At 52.8% G+C, this 16747-nt stretch carries 12 protein-coding genes; 6 read left to right on the forward strand and 6 right to left on the reverse strand.

Features of this window, described 5'->3' with window-relative positions; all coding sequences use genetic code 11:
• Positions 1–46: 46 nt before the first annotated feature.
• Positions 47–1207 carry a hypothetical protein gene (locus ABD852_RS02260; RefSeq protein ID WP_345026380.1) on the forward strand — a complete coding sequence of 387 codons (1161 nt, stop codon included), beginning with the start codon at positions 47–49 and terminating at the stop codon, positions 1205–1207.
• Between the two features lie 45 nt (positions 1208–1252).
• On the opposite strand, the gene ABD852_RS02265 is transcribed toward ABD852_RS02260, so the two are convergent.
• Both ABD852_RS02265 and ABD852_RS02270 read right to left on the reverse strand, forming a co-directional pair.
• Positions 1253–2584, reverse strand: a complete 1332-nt coding sequence (locus tag ABD852_RS02265) for a serine hydrolase domain-containing protein (protein ID WP_345026381.1) — start codon at positions 2582–2584, stop codon at positions 1253–1255.
• A 187-nt stretch (positions 2585–2771) separates the two neighbouring features.
• Positions 2772–3350 carry a DJ-1/PfpI family protein gene (locus ABD852_RS02270; protein ID WP_345026382.1) on the reverse strand — a complete coding sequence of 193 codons (579 nt, stop codon included), beginning with the start codon at positions 3348–3350 and terminating at the stop codon, positions 2772–2774.
• 277 nt (positions 3351–3627) lie between these two features.
• On the opposite strand from ABD852_RS02270, the gene ABD852_RS02275 reads away from it, so the two are divergent.
• The 5 genes from ABD852_RS02275 (at position 3628) to ABD852_RS02295 (ending at position 12127) form a co-directional block, all read left to right on the forward strand.
• Positions 3628–5088, forward strand: coding sequence for a glycoside hydrolase family protein (locus tag ABD852_RS02275; RefSeq protein ID WP_345026383.1), 1461 nt, complete (start codon positions 3628–3630; stop codon positions 5086–5088).
• An 83-nt stretch (positions 5089–5171) separates the two neighbouring features.
• The gene (gene corA, locus ABD852_RS02280; RefSeq protein WP_345026384.1) at positions 5172–6284 is read left to right on the forward strand and encodes a magnesium/cobalt transporter CorA; all 1113 of its coding nucleotides are present in this window, start codon (positions 5172–5174) and stop codon (positions 6282–6284) included.
• Positions 6285–6391: 107 nt separating this feature from the next.
• Positions 6392–7759 (forward strand): Gfo/Idh/MocA family protein, encoded by a 1368-nt coding sequence (locus tag ABD852_RS02285; protein WP_345026385.1) that lies wholly within the window; start codon positions 6392–6394, stop codon positions 7757–7759.
• 83 nt (positions 7760–7842) lie between these two features.
• Positions 7843–10923 (forward strand): PVC-type heme-binding CxxCH protein, encoded by a 3081-nt coding sequence (locus ABD852_RS02290; protein WP_345026386.1) that lies wholly within the window; start codon positions 7843–7845, stop codon positions 10921–10923.
• Between the two features lie 40 nt (positions 10924–10963).
• On the forward strand, positions 10964–12127 hold the full coding sequence (locus tag ABD852_RS02295) for an FG-GAP-like repeat-containing protein (RefSeq protein ID WP_345026387.1): 1164 nt from the start codon (positions 10964–10966) through the stop codon (positions 12125–12127).
• Positions 12128–12176: 49 nt separating this feature from the next.
• On the opposite strand, the gene ABD852_RS02300 is transcribed toward ABD852_RS02295, so the two are convergent.
• The 4 genes from ABD852_RS02300 to ABD852_RS02315 all read right to left on the reverse strand — a co-directional run bounded on the left by ABD852_RS02300 (position 12177) and on the right by ABD852_RS02315 (position 16747).
• Complete coding sequence (locus tag ABD852_RS02300) at positions 12177–13949, reverse strand: DEAD/DEAH box helicase (RefSeq protein ID WP_345026388.1); 1773 nt, start codon at positions 13947–13949, stop codon at positions 12177–12179.
• 391 nt (positions 13950–14340) lie between these two features.
• The gene (locus ABD852_RS02305) at positions 14341–15054 is read right to left on the reverse strand and encodes an MBL fold metallo-hydrolase (protein ID WP_345026389.1); all 714 of its coding nucleotides are present in this window, start codon (positions 15052–15054) and stop codon (positions 14341–14343) included.
• Positions 15055–15238: 184 nt separating this feature from the next.
• Positions 15239–15994, reverse strand: coding sequence for a hypothetical protein (locus ABD852_RS02310; protein ID WP_345026390.1), 756 nt, complete (start codon positions 15992–15994; stop codon positions 15239–15241).
• Positions 15995–16114: 120 nt separating this feature from the next.
• Positions 16115–16747, reverse strand: coding sequence for a response regulator (locus ABD852_RS02315; protein WP_345026391.1), 633 nt, complete (start codon positions 16745–16747; stop codon positions 16115–16117).

Genomic DNA, 16747 nt, shown 5'->3' on the forward strand with positions numbered 1-16747 from the left:
GAATTTCCCTTATTCAACCGGTAATTATCCCGAACCTAACCCTGTTATGTTACCAGAAAAAAGTATTATCGGCAATTACGGCCCCTGGGCCGTCGCCAGGCAGACGAGCCTCCCCGCGCTTTCGTTCAGGAACCCGGACCGGCAAAACCTCGCTCAATGGAAAAAAGAAGCCCGCACCGAGACGCTCAAGCTAATTGCGGCGCCGGGCGCAGACCTGGTTCCGATAGTCAGAAAAGGTAAGGAATACCGGTATGACGGGTTATTGATCGAAGAGGTCTCCTGGCAATTGCCCTATGGCAGACCTACAAGCGCGCTTGTGCTGAAGCCGGAGCATGCAACAGGAAAACTGCCCGGCATACTGGCTTTGCACGATCACGGCGGCAAAAAATATTTCGGAATCCGGAAGATTACAAAAACCTCCGACGAGCAGCACCCGATGATCGCGGAGCACCAGAAGGAAGATTACGATGGCCTCGCATGGGCCAATGAAATCGCAAAAAAGGGCTATGTGGTGTTGGTGCACGATGCCTTTACTTTCGGCAGCCGGCGCGTGTTTTATGAAGACATGTCCCCGATACCCTGGGGAGAGCTGAAGACCTCCGATAAATCGGATGCAGACCCGGAGCTGCCGGAGAACATCGAAAAGTACAATACCTGGGCCGGGTACCATGAAAACGTTATGGCCAAATCACTTTTTTGCGCCGGCACTACCTGGCCGGGCGTATTCCTCAGCGAAGACCAGATCGCGTTGAATATCCTGGCCGCGCGACCGGACGTGGACGCCGGTAAACTCGGCTGCGGCGGATTATCCGGCGGCGGCCTCAGAACGGTCTACCTCGCAGGGCTGGACGAAAGAATAAAATGTGCGGTTTGTGTAGGGTTTATGTCGACCTGGAAGGATTTCGCCCTGAACAAGTCTTTTACGCATACCTGGATGACCTATACGCCCCTGCTTCCCAATTACCTCGAATTTCCCGAGATCCTTGGCCTGCGCGTACCGCTTCCGACGATGGTGCTCAACAACAACCAGGATGAGTTGTATACGCTTCCTGAAATGAAGATTGCCGACAAGGTGCTGGCCGATGTTTTCAAAAAAGCGGGCGCTGCCGACCGGTATAAAAGCGGCTTTTACGACGGACGTCACAAGTTCGACCGCCAGATGCAAAAAGATGCCTTCGCCTGGTTTGACCAATGGTTGAAAGCATAGACCGCCGGCGAAGGCATTTTAACAGTAAAAATCGGATCCGCTCGTTTAATGCGGCTGGTTCGATTGCGTGATCGCCTGGTAAACAGCGGCCTTGAACTTTCCCGATAGCTCGCCGCCCCAGGAGCTGGGCTGCTTTTGGGTAATGACCACGCCTACAATTCCTTCAACCGGGTCTACCCAGTATTGTGTGCCGAAGGCGCCGCCCCAATCAAAGGTGCCGGCGGCCATCGGCAGTTTCAATGCCTGTGCTTCGGTGGTAATTCCAAAACCCAGGCTAAAATTGTTTTTACCTTCAGTCAGGTGGCCGATCTGGTTGGCAGTAAACATTTTAACGGTAGTGGGGCTCATGATCTGGTGACCGTTGTAACGCCCGCGGTTGAGGAGCATCTGCAGGAACATAGCATAATCATAAGCCGTGGAAGACAGGCCGGCGCCACCTGAAAAATAGGTTCCGTTTGACCGGGGATAGTTTTCAAGCATTTTACCGTCTTTGGCCAGCGGGCTTCCGTGGTCGGATACCTTCACGGTTTTCCGGTCGGCATTTTCCGTATACAAAACGGCCAGCCGCTCCTGTTTCTGCAAAGGTAAGTTGAAATAGGTGTCGTCCATTCCCAGGGGTTTAAAGAGCCTTTCCCGGAAGAAGTCGGCCAGTGTTTTCCCGCTGATCACCTCGACCAGGTACCCCAATACATCCGAATTGAGCCCGTAGAGGTACCTGGTACCAGGTTCATGGAAGAGCGGGAGTCCACCAAGGCGCTCCATCACCTCTTTAAGACTGGCCGACGGCCCTTCCAAACCTACCGGTATGTTGTGCTTGGCGTAAATGGCATTGGCCTCTTTTGTACCGATTACCGCATAACCTATCCCGGAAGTATGGGTCAGCAAATCGCGGATTGTGATTTCTCTTTTTGCCGGCCGGGCGGTGTAGGTAGAATCACCGGGATTGAAAGTCTCCAGGACCTTTGGATGGGCAAACGAGGGAAGGTACCTGGAAACCGGGTCGTCCAGCAAAAAATGCCCTTCCTCATACAGCAGCATAATTGCGGCGCTGGTAATGGCCTTAGTCTGGGAGGCAATACGTACGATGGCGTCTTTCGAAAGCGGGGTACGGGCCTCCAGGTCATTGTAGCCGAAAGACTTATGGTATACGATCTTGCCGTTACGGGCCACAAAGCCGATAGCTCCCGCTACCCGTTCCTCGTCTACAAACGACTGCAGGATGCGGTCAACCCGCTTCAGCCTTTCGCTGCTCATGCCCGCCGATTCGGGCGTTCCTGCCGACAGCTTTTGGGAAAACGAAGAAAAAGAAGAAAAGGTGAGCCCGGCCCAAACCAGGACAGCAGCGCCATTTTTAAGGGAAAATTCAGAAAGAAACATGTAGAGAGCTATGAGGGGTTAGGTATGAGGTGTTAGGTATGAGGTGTAAGGTATGAGGTGTTAGGTATGAGGTGTGAGGTGTGAGGTGTAAGGTATGAGGTGTTGGGTGGGAGGTATTGGGTTTAAGAGTAGCTGGGGAAAAGGAGCATTCCTCAGCCCTCACGGCTCATCCCTCACACCTCACACCTCACATCTCAATTCTCACACCCAAAAGCTTGTAAAACTCCCGCAGGATGGCCGGGTGCCCGGGCCAGGCGGGAGAAGTGACAAGCATACCGTCCACCACCGCCTGGTCTGCAGGGACATTTTTCCAGGTTCCACCGGCCAGCTCTATGTCCGGTCCTACGGCTACATAGGCGGTTAAAGTTCTTCCCGATAACACCTTAGCGGCGGTTAGTACCTGGATACCGTGGCAAATAGCGGCTACCGGTTTATTGGCTTCAAAGAAATGACGGGTTATGTCCAGCACTTTTTTATTAAGCCGGATATACTCGGGCGCTCTGCCCCCGGTAATGTACAGCCCGTCGTAATCTTCGGGGTTTACCTGGTCGAAATCGGCGGTAATGGCAAACCTGTGACCCTGAGTTTCCTTGTAGGTCTGATCTCCGACAAAATCATGCACGGCTGTCGGTACCGTATCGCCTTTTTTCCTGTCCGGCGCAATGCTGTCAACCTTCAACCCAACTGAGAGCATGGCCTGAAACGGTACCATCGCTTCATAATCTTCGACATAATCGCCGGCAAGCAACAAAATTTTCCTTGACATAACGGTCTGGTATTTAATTTGACAAAATGAAAATCGGCGCAGCTACCTGCACGCCTTTAAAGATAGGCATTTCGTTGGAAAATAGGTTTGAGGGGTGAGGTTTGAGGTTTGAGGGCGGCCGTACAGGTCGGATAGTGTTTCCCAATTCCCGACTTCCGATTTCTGACTTCCGACTTCTGATTTCCACCTTCCATTGCACTCCAAAGTTACTTTTACCTTATATTGTGCCGGGCCTGCAATCCCTCAAACCTCATACCTAAAACCTCATACCTACCCAATGAAAGCCCCAAGTCGTTTTACCTGGTTTTATCTTGCAGTCGTTTTATGGCCGGCCGGCCTTTCCTTTTCAGTTGCCCAGAATGAACCTGTGCGGATTGGCAATCAGCGGGAGTTATTTGTTGACTCTTACTTGATTGAAAAAGCGGACCATGTCCGCTTGACTTTGCATCACCCGCGTGCTGAGGGCGAAGTGCTGCGTTTTGACAGCCCCTGGGAGGGGGCCTTTTGTGGTTATGGAACGGTCATAAAAGACGGCCCGCTTTTCAGGATGTATTACAGGGGCGTGCCGGTTGCCGGAAAAGATGGAAACCCGAACGAGGTAACCTGCTATGCGGAGTCCGGTGACGGGAAAAACTGGGTGAAGCCGAATCTTGGCCTTTATGAGCTGAACGGGAGTAAACAAAACAATGTGGTGCTGGCAGCGGCGGCGCCGGCGACGCACAACTTCAGCCCGTTCCTGGATACCAATCCCAAGGCCCCTGCCAACGCGCGTTACAAGGCCGTTGGCGGTACAGACGCCAGCGGATTGCTTGCCTACAGATCGGCTGACGGAATTCACTGGGAGAAAATTGGCGATGGACCGGTGATTCGGGATGGGATGTTTGACTCTCAGAACGTCGTTTTCTGGTCAGAGAGCGAACAGCAATACGTTTGTTATTTCAGAACCTGGTCGGACGGCGGGTACAAAGGGTTTCGCTCGGTGAGCCGCGCAACTTCCAAAGATTTTGTCAGTTGGAGCACAACTGCCCCGATGACTTTCGGGAATACGCCGCTGGAGCACCTGTATACACAGCAAACCTCTGCCTATTACCGTGCTCCCCAGATTTATGTGGCCATCGGGGCCCGTTTTATGCCCGACCGGCAGGTGGTCAGTGAATCGCAGGCGGCGGCATTGAATGTAAACCCTAAATACTACAAGGATTGTTCCGATGCCATTTTTATGACCAGCAGGGGCAGTAATGTATACGATCGGACCTTTATGGAGTCGTTTATACGCCCGGGCGTCGGGCTGCGCAACTGGGTTTCAAGATCTAACTATCCGCTGCTGAATGTAGTCGAGACAGGGCCGGAAGAAATGTCGGTCTACGTAAATGAAGACTATGCGCAGCCAACTGCGCACATCAAACGGTATTCCATGCGGATCGATGGTTTTGCCTCCCTGGAAGCTGGTTACAATGGAGGCACAGTGCTTACGAAGCCGTTTGTTTTCTCGGGGACCGAGCTTGAAATCAACTATTCGACTTCGGCTGCCGGGGCCATACGGATCGCGGTCCTGGGGGCCGACGGTAAGCCGGTAAGCGGTTTCGGGCTGCAGGACTGTCAACCGGTAATCGGCAATGAAATTCGCCGGATCGTCAACTGGGGCGGCAAACGTGACGTTTCTGCCCTGGCCGGCAAGACGGTCAGGTTGAAGATCGAAATGAAAGATGCAAATTTGTATTCGATGAAATTTAATTGAAGGGGTGAGGTATGAGCTATGAGCTGTGAGAGGCGCCTCACACCTCACACCTCACACCTCACACCTCAAGACCCACACCTGCCATGGCAAAACGAAAGCACAGAAAGAACCAGAACTTGCTGACCTCCCCGGGGACGTTAACCTATGTGGGGCCGGACATAGACCTGAATACGATCGTAACCAGGATTCAATACAACAAGGAATTTTATCGTGAAGAGCAATTGACGGGGAAAAAGGACATCGAGGACTTCCTTTCTTTTTCACATCCCGGCACTGTCAACTGGTTCGACGTCAACGGGATTCACAATGCCGCGATTATTGCGCATCTCGGCAAAACCTTTAAAATTCATCCCCTGGTGTTGGAAGATATTCTCAATACCATACAAAAGCCTAAAATGGAATGGCTGGGGGAAAACTCGCTTTTTATCGTATTGAAGGCGCTCAGTTACCGGGTTCCGGAATCGGGGCCGCGAAAAAAAGCGCCGGGAATCGAGTCCGGGATGGAAGTGGAGCACATCTGTTTCGTGGTCCAGCCCGGCGTCCTGCTTTCCTTCCAGGAGGAAATCAGCGAAGATGCCTTCGTGGAAGTGGAAAGGCGATTGAAAACCTCCGTAGGCAAAACCCGCTCGAACGGGCTGGATTACCTGCTGTTTTCGCTTATCGATATTATTGTCGACCACTACTTCCTTGTCCTGGAAAAGCTTGAAGAAAGACTGGAAAGTATCGAGGATGAGATCATGAAAGGCAGCGCCAATTACAAGCTCGGCGATCTGTATGGGCTCAAACAGGATCTTACCGTCATGCGGCGCTGTGTTTTACCGTTGCGCGAAATGTTGCTGGACTTAATGCGGGACGAATCAGGGTTTGTTAAACCGGAAGTGGAACCCTATTTCAGGGACCTTTACGACCACGCTATCCAGGTCATTGAAACCATTGAAATTTACCGTGATCTTATGGCCAGTCTTGTGGATGTCCATCTGTCGTCGATGAGCTACAAGATGAACCAGGTCATGAAAACCCTTACCGTGTTTTCAGCCATTTTTATGCCCCTGACTTTTCTGGTCGGTGTATATGGCATGAATTTCGACAACATGCCGGAGCTCCACCTTGCCAACGGCTATTATATCGTCTGGGCGGTAATGATTGTAACCGCAATTGGGCTGTATGCCTATTTTAAATGGAAGAAATGGACATAATGCCATTTCGTACCCTCGCCGGTACCGATGAAAAAAAGTAAAAAAGACAATTAATTTTCTTTTGGACGTAACGAGTACGATTTACTATTCTTTCAACATTAACGAGCATGAGCGCATTCTATATCAACAGGCGGAAATTCTTGCAGGGAGCCACAGCATCTCTGGCATTGGCATCATTCGGCGCACGCGGCATGGACCTCATCCATCCGCCCAAACCTTACCGGGTGGCGCTGATCGGTACCGGCTGGTATGGTAAAAGTGATTTGTTCAGACTGATCCAGGTCACAGATGTAGACGTGGTGGCCCTTTGCGACCCCGACCGGAATATCCTGAATGCCGCCGGGCAACTGGTAAGCAAGCGCCAGAAATCCGGCAAAGTGCCCCGGCTTTATAATGATTACCGGAAGCTGCTTGCCGAAAACAAGCTGGATATCGTCATCATTGGCTCACCGGACCACTGGCATGCCCTGCAGGCGATTGACGCGGTCAAGGCCGGGGCGCACGTGTACGTTCAGAAGCCCATCAGTGTAGACGTAATGGAAGGGGAGGCGATGGTGGCCGCCGCCAGGAAGTACGGCAAGGTTGTCCAGGTAGGTACTCAGCGCAAGAGCACACCGCACCTCATCGACGCCAAAAAAAATATTGTGGACGCCGGTCTCCTCGGTAAAATTTCGCATGTGGAAATGTGCTGCTACTACCATATGCGGGCCAACGGGAACCCGCCTGTAGAGCCGGTACCCGACTACTTTGACTATGAAATGTGGACGGGGCCCGCTCCGTTGCGCCCCTATGACGGCCTGCCGCACATCCGTTGGTGGCGTACCTTCCGGGAGTACGGAAACGGCATCACCGGCGATATGTGTGTCCACATGTTCGATACGGTCAGGTGGATGCTGAAGTTGGGCTGGCCCAAAAGTATCAGCTCAGTAGGAGGGGTCTATGTTCAGAAAGAAGGGAAATCCAATATATCGGATACCCAGAATGCGGTTTTTGAATACGACGACCTGAATTGTGTCTGGCAGCACCGCACCTGGGGCACGCCGGCCAACCCGGATTATCCCTGGTCCTTTACCTTGTACGGCGACAAGGGAACACTCTGGGGCAGTACGATGGCGTATGATTTTATCCCGCAGGGAAAAGGCGAGAAAATTCACAAAGATGTGGTGTATGAAAAGGAGATGTACCCGGAGGACCTGAAAGAAGAGCGAATTGAGCTGAATGCGGCCCCGGCTACCCGCCTGCATATGCTTAACTTCCTGGATGCCATTCAGTCCGGCGGCAGGCCGGTTGCCGATATCGAGGAAGGACATATCTCGACCGCTTCCTGTATCCTGGCCAACCTTTCCATGGATTTGGGTCGCCCGCTTGTTTACGACCCGAAAACGAGGACGGTCAAAAATGACCCCGAAGCAACGGCCAGGCTGACGCGCGCCTACCGCGGGCCCTGGGTACATCCCGATCCGCTCAAGGTCTGAAAAGCGGGCTTTTGCCCGGAGCTGCCGGCTTCAGTTTTTTGAGCCGGCAAAGTATAATTCCTGAAATACCCTGAAACACCTATATGCATTTTATTCCAGAGAGTAAGCTTTTCCGGACAGCACTTTTTCTTGCGCTGGCAGCGGGATGCACGCAACCCCGTAAGCCCGCTTCCGTTGCCCAGGACGACAGCAAGTATGCGGAGCACGTCCGGACCACCGATTTCCAGACACCGGCACAGGAGCAGAAAGGTTTCAGGCTGCCGCCCGGTTTTGAAATCACGCTGTTTGCGTCGGAACCACAGATCGGCAAACCTATGAACATAGAGTTTGACGACAGGGGCAGGCTATGGGTGACACAGTCCACCGAATACCCCATGGCGGCTGACGAAAAGAACGGGAAGGACAAGATCATGATCCTGGAAGACACCGACCATGACGGCAAAGCCGATGTCTTTACGGAGTTCAAAAGCGGTCTTAACATCCCGATCGGCATTATGCCCATGACCGACGGCGCCATTGCCTACAGCATACCCGACTTGTACTATTTCAAAGACAAAGACCACGACGGAAAAGCCGACGAATCGGTGAAGCTGCTGGGGCCCTTCGGTTACAAAGACACCCACGGCATGATCAACAACCTGACCAGGGGTTTTGACGGATGGGTACACGCCAGTCATGGTTTTTCCAATACCTCGAGGATAGCCGGCGCTGATGGCGACTCGCTTGTTATGTACTCAGGGAATACCTTCCGGTTCCGTACCGACGGCAGCCGCGCCGAGCAGACTACTTTCGGCCGGGTCAACCCTTTTGGCTTCAGCTATGATGAAAAGGGCTACCTGTACTCGGTCGACTGCCATTCCAAGCCGCTTTACCAGCTTATCCCGGGCGCCGACTACCCGCATTTCGGTAAAAAACCGACCGGCATAGGTTTTGGTCCCGAGATGACCAGCTACCAACTGGCTTCCACCGCACTTTCGGGGCTGGTTTACTATACCGGGAGCAATTTCCCGGAAGGCTACCGGCAGAATTTTTACATCGGCGATGTGGTGACGAGCCGTATCAGCCGCAATTCGGTGCGTTTTGAAGGGTCTACCCCGGCGTTGAAATTCGAGGAAAACTTCCTGGTCAGCAGCGACCCCTGGTTCAGGCCGGTTGACATTAAGCTGGGCCCGGACGGTGCGATTTATGTCGCCGATTTTTATAACCGTATTATCGGCCATTATGAAGTAGACCTCAAACACCCGGGCCGCGACCATACCAGCGGCAGAATCTGGCGGATTACCTACAAAGGCGGCGCTATACCTGCACCGCGGGATTGGTCCAAAGCGGGGCTTGATGAGCTCATTTCACAACTCAATTATCCCCAGCTCAATATCAGGATGCGAATCGCCGATCGTATTTTTGATACTTTCGGAGCCAGAGCGGTGGCGCCGCTGCAAAAGGTGCTTGCCTCGAAAGGAACGTCCTGGCAGGCAAGGGTACAAGCCATGTGGCTCCTGTACCGGCTAAACGTGCTGCACGACAATATGCTGGTGCAGGCGGCCGGGGACCCGGAGGAAAATATCAAAGTCCACTCACTCCGTATTATGGCCCAGCGAAAGCATATCAACCCTGAACTAAAACGCATTGCCACGGCTGCCTGCGGAGACGCAAGCCCGTTTGTGAGGCGCTCCGCAGCTGAAGTACTGGATAAGTTCGTTTCGTTAGAAAATCTAACAACGTTATTGAATATGTATAAATCGACTCCTGATTTGGATTCGCATTTGAAATACACCGTTTTACTCGCCCTGCGCCACAACGTGGCCGGGAGCGGCGTCGCGGCCGGGCTGATACAGAGAGACTGGGCCCCGGAAGATGAGCGTATACTGGTACGGGCGGCCCTGGATGTTCCTGACAAAACACTTGCCAATTTCGTGGTGGCCTATTTGCTGAAGCAGGCACCGGAAGGAGACATATCCGATCAGGCGCTGTCTTATGTAGCCTCCTATGTCACGACTGACCAGGTAGAAACACTCGCTTCCCGCGTAACAAAAGGACTTCAGTCGTCAGACCCGCGCCGGTTGGCCCGGCTTCAGGCAATTGCCGACGGGGTTCAAAAGACAGGAAAAGGGACGCCGGCCGGTTTGTCGGGCCTGCTGGAGGTGTCGGCTGCCGATGTGATCGCGACGATGAGCCGTATGAAGCCGGAAGAGCTGCATCGCCTCCCGACAGAACGGAAGCGGGTATTTGTGGACGCGGCCGGGGTGCTTGCCCGCCTGCGCAGCCACAAAATGGAAGGTCCCCTGCTAGCCGTATTGCCCCTGGGTTACCCGTTGGAGCTTCAGCAGGCGGCGGTGAGCGCGTTGTCCCGGTACGCGCCGGATGCCTACACCAAGGTTTTTACCGACTTGTTTACCAATCCCGGAACTTCGGACGTCTATCGTGAAAAGCTCGTGCCGGCTATTGCAGCTAATCCCGCTGCCGAAAATCTTGAAAAATTGCGCAAGCGCCTGCCGGGCAGCTCCCGTAATTTACAGACCGAGATTATCATGGCCCTGGTGGGCGCACCCGGGGGGCTTGAGATCGTGATGGATGCCTTGGAAGCCAATGAAGCGCCTGTCGACCTGCTCCAGGTCAAGCGGGTAAAAACCTACCTGGATGAACTGAACCGCAAGGAGAAAAATAAGCGGTTAAGCGCGCTTCTGGCAAAAAGCGAGGCGTCGGAAAAAGAGCTCGAGACCATCCTCGTTACGCGGGAGAAAGGGGCGCTCCAGTACCAAGGCAGCCCTGCAAAAGGCAGGCAGGTTTTCATGCAGAACTGCTCCGGATGTCACCAGATAAAAGGCGTGGGCGGCTTGGTCGGACCGCAGCTGGACGGAGTAGGTAACTGGGGAAAAAAGGCGCTGATAGAGAAAGTACTGTCGCCCAACCGGAACATTACGGAAGCGTTCAAGACTTACCAGATCAATCTTACCTCCGGTGAGCAAAAACTGGGACTGTACCGCCGAAAGGAAGGCGCCACGCTGGTTTTTGCCGATCATGCCGGCCAGGAGTTTTCGGTGCCGGAGAACCAGATTTCGGATTACACGGCCGTTAACATGACCATTATGCCCGACCAGTTCCGTTATACTATCCCTGAAAATGATTTTTATGAATTGCTGACCTATCTCACAAGCGCCAAATAGCGAGGTCGCCGGCGATTCCTGATACTTAAACTGAATACCAATGAAAAAGATTTTGATCCCGGTTGTGCTCGGTTTGCTGGGCTCGGGAAGTTGTATGAACGGACAGCCGGCGCCAAGCCCGGTGAAGTTCAAAAAGCATACCCTGACCAAGGAATTTTTTGCCGAAGGCGTAGCCGTGGGCGATGTCAACCGCGACGGCAAGCCCGACATCCTGGCCGGCTCATACTGGTTTGAAGCGCCGGAGTGGAAGTCGCACGAGCTCGCCCCGCCGCTTTCATTTGCAGTAAATACCTATGGCAATGCTTTCCTGCATTTTACGATGGACGTGAACCGGGACGGCTGGGTTGATTTTATCCGGATCGATCATCCTGGCGAGGCCGCGTATTGGTATGAGAACCCGAAAGGTAAACCGGGGCATTGGCCCATGCATTTGCTTCACAGCTCGGTTGGGAACGAGTCCCCGCTTTTTGAAGATGTGGACGGTGACGGCCGGCCGGACCTGATTTGCAATGATTCGAAAACCAAAGAGTTTGTGTGGCTCAAAGCACCTTCAGGGAAAGGGGTTACGCAGTGGGAAAAATTCGTGATCAGCGATAACGACACGTTAGCCACACACAAGTATACCCATGGACTGGGATTTGCCGATATGAATGGTGACGGCAGAAAGGATGTCATTATCACCAAAGGCTGGTGGGAGGCGCCGAAAGACCGGAAGCAGAAGAACTGGGTTTTCCATCCGGCGGACTTTGGCGAGCCGTGCGCTCAGATGTACACCGGCGATTTTAATAAAGACGGCCTGTTGGATGTAATTGCCACCTCTGCACACCAGTTTGGCGTATGGTGGTACGAGCAGGGAAAAGGTCCGGGGGGAAGCCCGACGTGGAAAACGCACCTGATCGATAAGTCGCTTGGTCAGACCCATAGCCTGGCGGTTTCTGATCTCAGCGGCGACGGAAAGCCTGATCTTGTGACCGGGAAGCGTTTCTTCGCGCACAACGGTAATGATCCCGGCGAGCACGATCCGCCGTTATTGATCTGGTATGAGTTTGTGCCCGGGAAAAATCCGTCGTGGATCCGTCACGTTATTGATGAAAATTCGGGTTCGGGGCTGCAACTGGTGGTTCAGGACATGAATGGCGATGGCAGGAATGACCTGGTAATCGGGAACAAGCGGGGCATATTCTATTTTGAACGGGAAAAATAAAAGGGGGCGCTCAGCGCCCCCTCTCTCTTTCAAAAAAGGTGTCAGAACCTTACTTGGCTACGTCTACATTCACAAATTTGCCTTTGATCGTGTTGCCGTCCATTGCCTGGAGGACAGTCCGGACATCGCGCTCCGGGATGTCTACGTAGGTAAATTTATCATGGATATCAATCGCACCGATCGACGTGCCGGGGATATTGGCTTCGCCTGCGATAGCTCCTACGAAGTCGCGAGGAGCAAGGTGATCCTGTCTGCCCAGGTTAAAGAACAGGCGGGTCATACCGGCTTCGGCCCGGCCACGGCGTCCTTCGCTGCGGCCACCGAAACCACCCCGGTCACCGCCGCGGTCGTTCCCCCGGCGCTCGCCGAAACGGCTGTCGTTGCGGCGTTCGCCACGACTTTCAAAACGGCCTCCTCTTCTGTCGCCACGCCGGTCGCCGCGTTCTTCTCCGCGCCGGTCGCCTCTTCTTTCCTCCCATGCCAGGTTGCTGTCGGCATACTCATTTTTCTGCACGCCCATTATTTTCTGAGCCATTGCAGCTACTACCTGCTCAATGGTATAACCACTGTGGCGCAGTGATTCCAAAACGTCTTCGTAAGAAGTAACGTCGTTGTTTTCTTCAATTGTACTGGCAATGGTAGCCACAAAGCGCGCTTTCCGTACGCCGAGAATGTCTTCGAAAGAAGGAATTACCCCTTTCTCGATTTTGGCCTTGGCATAAGCTTCGATTCCTTTCAGACGGAATTTCTCATCACGTGCAACGAGAGAGAACGCTTTCCCGGATTTACCTGCACGGCCAGTCCGGCCAATTCTGTGCACGTAGTACTCTTCATCGAGCGGGATGTCGTGGTTAATAACGGCATCCAGTCCGCTGACGTCAATACCGCGGGCCGCAACGTCGGTAGCAACCAGGATGGTGGTGACACCCGCCTTGAATTTGCTCATAACGTTGTTCCGCTGCTGCTGGCGAAGGTCACCGTGAAGTCCTTCTGCGGCGTAACCGCGCAACTGAAGCTCTTCCACGATTTCATCCACCTTGCGTTTGGTATTACAGAAAACCAGCAGCGACTTGATATCATGCGTATCGATCAGGCGGGTCATTACTTCTACTTTGGCCTGGGGCTTCACCTCGAAGTACACCTGCTCAATGTTCTGGTTGGTCAGCTCGTTGCGAACAACCTTCACCAATACCGGGTTCTGCTGGAACTTGCGGGTAATGGTCATGATCGGCTTGGACATGGTGGCCGAGAAAAGAATAGTTTGCCTTTCCTCCGGCATGTCGGTAAGAATACTTTCGATATCTTCCCTGAAACCCATATCCAACATTTCATCCGCCTCGTCCAGCACCATCATTTTGACGCTGTCAAGGTGGAGTGTGCCGCGCTCCAGGTGATCCATTACACGACCGGGAGTACCCACCACGATATGGACTCCTTTCCTGAGCGAACGAATCTGGCGTTCTATGGAATCACCACCGTAAATGGCTTCAATTTTAATCTGGGGAACATATTTTGCGATTTTACGCAACTCTTCGGATACCTGCACCGCCAGTTCGCGGGTAGGGCAGAGGATGAGCGCCTGTATCGCGTTTTCGCTGGCGTCAACCCTTTCAAGTACGGGGATACCAAACGCAGCGGTTTTTCCTGTACCGGTTTGCGCCTGCCCGATTACGTCGTTACCTTCCAATACCGGCGGGATACCCTGCGCCTGGATAGGAGAGGGTTTTTCAATCCCCATTGAAGCCAGCCCTTTCAGAATCTCCTCGGAAATACCCAGCTCTTGGAATGTTTCAACGGTCGAATTACTTTCAATAATTGTCATTTTACCTTTTTTAATCTTTTAGTGATTACCTGTTTTTAGTTTGACAGAGGTAACCGATAGCTGATACCGGCGGCAAGTAATTGTGCTGTTTTCTGTTTGCAAGCGTTTTGTAAAGGCACAACCGAACCGGCGCGGGCCGACCAGCGTGTTTCAAAAGTTTCACAAAGCCAATTTCACCATTTTGGGTTACCAAAGCCTTCCGCGATACACCCGGGAGGCTCTGCAGGACCATACTGAAGGCCAAACGAGTTGGCGACGTAGTTGACGGGAACACGTTAATATCCCCTTTGAGAAGCAGAGAAACGAACGGATGTGTTCGCTAAATTTTGCGCAAAGGTAGAAGAAGTTTTATTGTCATGCAATAGTGATGCTTATATTTTTTTTGAAAAGGCTAGCGCCACTGGCTCAGCGCGGAATTGAGCGCCTCTTCCACCCGGATTCTCGGCTTGTGAAAATAAATGAGCCCGTGACCGGGCAGCATTATGTCTACATCAATCCTGGAAAGTTTTAACAGGGATTGGATGTAGACCGGCTTATTGAAGTCTATACTGCCGTCCCAGCCAAAATCACCGCCCAGCAAAGTACCGATTACATCGCCGCTGAAATTGAGAACGCGGCCTTCCCAGGTCAGCAGGTAGGCCGTGCAGCCCATGCTGTGGCCGGGAACGTGTACGGTTTTGAAGGTGAGGCCCAGCAGCCCGAATTCCTCCCCGTCGGCCAGTTTTTGGTCCACTTCAAAAGGCACGAAGGTCTTGTGGTACAGGAACCCGCAACACCGGTCATCACCGGTAGCTACTGCTTCTGCAGTCTCCTGTATAGCCACAAATTTCACCCCCATTTCCTTTAGTTTGTGTCCACCGCCTGCGTGGTCAAAATGCGGGTGCGTGAGTATACAGTAACGGATCTCCTCGGGTTGGAGTCCCCAGTAACGCATATTCCGGAAAATCTGGTCGAGTGTGTCACCGCAGCCGCAGTCGATCATAATCAGGCCTTGTTCTGTTTTGATTACATAGCTGTTGGCATCGTTCCAGAGTGCGCGTGGTTCGTCAAATGTGATTCCGTTCAAATCACCGCCTACCTGGTATATATCTTTCAGTACTTGCATCGAGGAAAACTATTAACTCTAATGGTTGCCGGATGGCGGCTGTATGTTGTATCCATCGTCCGGTTGCTTAATTTATGTACTGGTTTTGATAGTTTCCGGGCTAACCCGGGCCTGCAAATATTGTCGGCAGCAAGGGAAAAACGGTTTCGGAGGGCGGTTTGCCGGGTCTGGATCCATAATCAGATCACCGGTAGCGGAATTCCATTTCGTGAACAAGGTTTCCTGTTTCGTCCTTCATCACCGACGATGTCGGATAGCCGCCGGTATCGTAGCGGTATTCCTCCCTGAAAATCACCGGGCGGTTTTCGGGCAGGATGATCGTCGTTTCAATAATTTCGTTCTCACTTGAAAAAAGCGGGAAGAGGTCAGGTATTACCGGGTACAGAAACCTGGCTGAGCTATAAGGCGATTTTTGAGAACCATGCTTCCAGCCCAGCATGAGCTCACCGGCGTCATTGGTAACCCTGGCCAGGTTATTGCCGGTATAAATGAGCGTATAAGCATATACAACTCCTGACTGGTCGGAAAATTTCATTTTTTTGATCTTACCGCCTGAAATTTCATAGGTAATCCGGCTCTCCATAATTTCTTCCGGTTTTTGCGGGTCGAAAACCTTGTGCGCAGCGTGGGCGGGTTCACCGTTTTCACCGTAGACCACATCGAAGAGCTGAACGGTCCGGTCAGACTCGATTTCGAACCTGACCGGCTTGTCGTCAGCATCGTAAATTATTTTGCTCCGGTAGCGGTCTTCGGGGCTGCTGTATTCCGACAGCCGGTTTTTGCCGTCGTATGTCAATTGATAGGTAACCGTACGGCCGCTGATCCTGGCAATTGTGCCCGTAAGCAGCTTCATCACCGGCGGAGTCGGGGTATCGTTTTTTTCACGGCAGCTCCCGGCGACCCAGAAGCACATAAGAAATAGGATGAATTGTCTTGTCATGTGAGTTGTGAGGTGTGAGGTGTGAGTGGTGGGCTGTGCCGGGATTCAGACCGGCGCACGGAAGCATTGCTGCAATGGCGGCGCACGCTGTGGTGAAAAATAAAAACAGGAAGGCAGAGCCTACGAAATCAGGCCGCGCAGATAGGCCTCCTTGACCAGTCCTGCGGGATTTTTGATATTGAGTTTCTGGTTGAGGCTGTGCCGGTGTGATTCCACGGTGCGTATGCTCAGGAACAGCTTGTCCGCTATTTCCTGGTTGGAAAATTCATGGGCGATCAGTGTCAGGATTTCCTTTTCACGGCTGGTGAGCCTGATCTGGCCGGCCGGTTTTTTACCCATGATCGTGTGCTGAAGGATCGCCTGCTCAATTTGGCTGTCAATAAATTGCTCCCCCCCCTTTACCGTTCTGATTGCGCGCAACAGGGTTTGTTTGTCAGTGCCTTTCAGCAGGTAGCCTTTTGCGCCGCCACGCATCATTTTGCGCACGTAAACAATTTCGTCGTGGTTGGTAAGCGCTACCACGGGAAGCTGTGGGTAGCGGGTCGAAATTTCCGTGCAGAGTTCTATCCCGTTTATGTCAGGCAGTTCAATATCCAGCAGGAGCACATCGGGGACCTGCTGCCTCAGGGCGGCCTTTACTTCTGCGCCGCTATGCGCAGTAAACAGGATACGGACGCCCGTTTCCTCGCTTAACATATGAGTCAGGCCGCTGACGATCAGCGAATGGTCATCGGCAATTCCTAGCGTGATCAT

This window comes from Ravibacter arvi (assembly GCF_039540405.1).
Classification (GTDB): domain Bacteria; phylum Bacteroidota; class Bacteroidia; order Cytophagales; family Spirosomataceae; genus Ravibacter; species Ravibacter arvi.